This window comes from Dietzia sp. DQ12-76 (assembly GCF_014145045.1).
GTDB lineage: Bacteria > Actinomycetota > Actinomycetes > Mycobacteriales > Mycobacteriaceae > Dietzia.
On record NZ_JAALDV010000039.1, the window covers coordinates 1 to 1,750 of the forward strand.

The 1,750-nt window shown below is 70.7% G+C and carries 2 protein-coding genes; both read left to right on the forward strand.

The genetic code is table 11. From position 1 onward, the window contains the following. Positions 1-397, forward strand: a 397-nt coding sequence (gene purN / locus G6019_RS02125; protein WP_182626957.1) for a phosphoribosylglycinamide formyltransferase, incomplete at its 5' end; no start/stop codon positions are given. After that, positions 394-1,750, forward strand: a 1,357-nt coding sequence (gene purH / locus G6019_RS02130; RefSeq protein WP_182626959.1) for a bifunctional phosphoribosylaminoimidazolecarboxamide formyltransferase/IMP cyclohydrolase, incomplete at its 3' end; no start/stop codon positions are given. The genes purN and purH, both read left to right, overlap by 4 nt.

Consider the following 1,750-nt stretch of genomic DNA (forward strand, 5'->3'; position numbering starts at 1 on the left):
CAGCGCGCTGACCGAGGCCGTGTGCGGGTTGCGTCCGGACTGGATCGTCTCGGCGGGCTTCATGCGCATCCTCGGAGAGGCGTTCCTCGGGGAGTTCACCGGCCGCGTGCTCAACTCCCACCCCGCCCTGTTGCCCTCCTTTCCCGGTGCCCACGCGGTACGGGACGCGCTTGCCTACGGAGTGGCGGTCACGGGATGTACCGTCCACCTGGTCGACGCGGGGGTGGACACGGGCCCGGTGATCGCCCAGCGCGCTGTCGACGTGTTCTCCGAGGACACCGAGTCCTCCCTCCACGAACGAATCAAGATCGTCGAGCGCGAGCTGCTCGTCGACGTCCTCGAGTCCGCCGCCCGTGGCCGACTCCACATCGAAGGTCGAAAGGTGCACCTATCGTGACCGACTCCCGCAGGCCCGTCCGCCGTGCGCTCATCAGCGTCTACGACAAGACCGGACTCGAGGACCTCGCCCGGGGTCTGGCGGCTGCCGGGGTCGAGATCGTCTCGACCGGCTCCACCGCGCAAAGGATCGCCGACGCCGGGGTGTCGGTGACGCCGGTCGACTCGCTGACGGGGTTCCCGGAATGCCTGGAGGGGCGCGTCAAGACGCTGCACCCACGGGTCCACGCCGGCATCCTGGCCGACACGCGCAAGCCCGAGCACCTCGAGCAGATCGCGGATCTCGGTGTGCAGCCGTTCGAGCTCGTCGTCGTCAACCTCTATCCCTTCACCGACACCGTCGCCTCCGGCGCGGACTACGACGCGTGCGTGGAGCAGATCGACATCGGTGGTCCGTCCATGGTCCGCGCGGCCGCCAAGAACCACCCGTCCGTCGCGGTGCTCGTCGACCCGGCCGGCTACGGCGAGGCTCTGGAGGCGGTGGCCGCGGGTGGGTTCCCGCTGGATCAGCGCCGTCGGCTCGCCGCCGCCGCCTTCCGCCACACCGCCGCCTACGACGTCGCGGTGGCCACCTGGATGACGGAGCAGACCGCATCACCGTCGCAGGACTCGGGCGAGGACTTCCCGGTGTGGCAGGGGCAGAGCCTCGACCTGGCCGCCACCCTGCGCTACGGGGAGAACCCGCACCAGCGCGCGGCCCTGTACACCGACTCCGCCGCCGCCCCCGGCCTCGCCCAGGCCGAGCAGCTGCACGGCAAGGAGATGAGCTACAACAACTACGTCGACGGTGACGCCGCCTGGCGCTCCGCCTTCGACCACGCCGAGCCGTGCGTGGCGATCATCAAGCACGCGAACCCGTGCGGCATCGCGATCGACGCCGACATCGCCGCAGCCCACCGCGCCGCCCACGACTGTGACCCCGTCAGCGCGTTCGGCGGGGTGATCGCCGCCAACCGTCAGGTCAGTCTGGAGATGGCCGAGCAGGTCGCCGAGATCTTCACCGAGGTGATCATCGCGCCCTCCTACGCCGACGGTGCCGTGGAGATCCTGCAGCGGAAGAAGAACATCCGGATCCTCGAGGCCGACCCGCCGGCGCAGGCGGAGCTCGAGCGCAAGCAGATCTCCGGCGGCGTGCTGGTGCAGCAGCGCGATTCGCTGGACGCCGACGGCGACGTGACCGCGGGGTGGACCAAGGCCTGCGGGGACGACGCCGACGAGCAGACCCTGCGCGACCTGCTGTTCGCGTGGCGGGCCTGCCGCGCGGTCAAGTCCAATGCCATCCTGCTGGTGCAGGCCGGTGCGACCGTCGGCGTGGGCATGGGCCAGGTCAACCGCGTCGACTCCGCCCGGCTCG